The organism is Streptomyces sp. NTH33, assembly GCF_003236365.1.
Classification (GTDB): Bacteria; Actinomycetota; Actinomycetes; order Streptomycetales; family Streptomycetaceae; genus Streptomyces.
This window is the reverse complement of record NZ_POTZ01001100.1, coordinates 1-518: the sequence shown is the minus strand read 5'-3', so window position 1 is coordinate 518 and position 518 is coordinate 1. Positions and strand designations below refer to the sequence as shown.

Here is a 518-nt window from a genome sequence, read left to right as displayed (position 1 = left end):
CTGCCGGAGAGCCCCGCCTACGCCATCTACACCTCCGGCTCCACCGGCCGCCCCAAGGGCGTGGTGATCCCGCACGCCAACGTGGTGCGGCTGTTCACCCGCACGAGCCACTGGTTCGGCTTCGGCGCGGACGACGTGTGGACGATGTTCCACTCCTACGCGTTCGACTTCTCCGTGTGGGAGCTGTGGGGCCCGCTGCTGCACGGCGGCCGGCTCGTGGTCGTGCCCGACGAGACCGCCCGCTCCCCGGAGGACTTCCTGCGCCTGCTGGCGGACGAGAAGGTCACCGTCCTCAACCAGACGCCGTCCGCGTTCTACCCGCTGATCCGCGCGGACGCCGAACACCCCGGGACCGGCGCCCGCCTCGCGCTGCGCACGGTGATCTTCGGCGGCGAGGCCCTGGACACCGGACGGCTCGCCGACTGGTGGACGCGCCACCCGGCCTGTGCCCCGCGACTGGTCAACATGTACGGCATCACCGAGACCACCGTGCACGTCACCCACGCCCCGCTCGACCC

At 71.8% G+C, this 518-nt stretch carries 1 protein-coding gene; it reads left to right on the top strand.

What is annotated here, in order from left to right:
* Nucleotides 1–518, top strand: a 518-nt coding sequence (locus C1I97_RS38665) for an AMP-binding protein (protein WP_146608483.1), incomplete at both ends; no start/stop codon positions are given.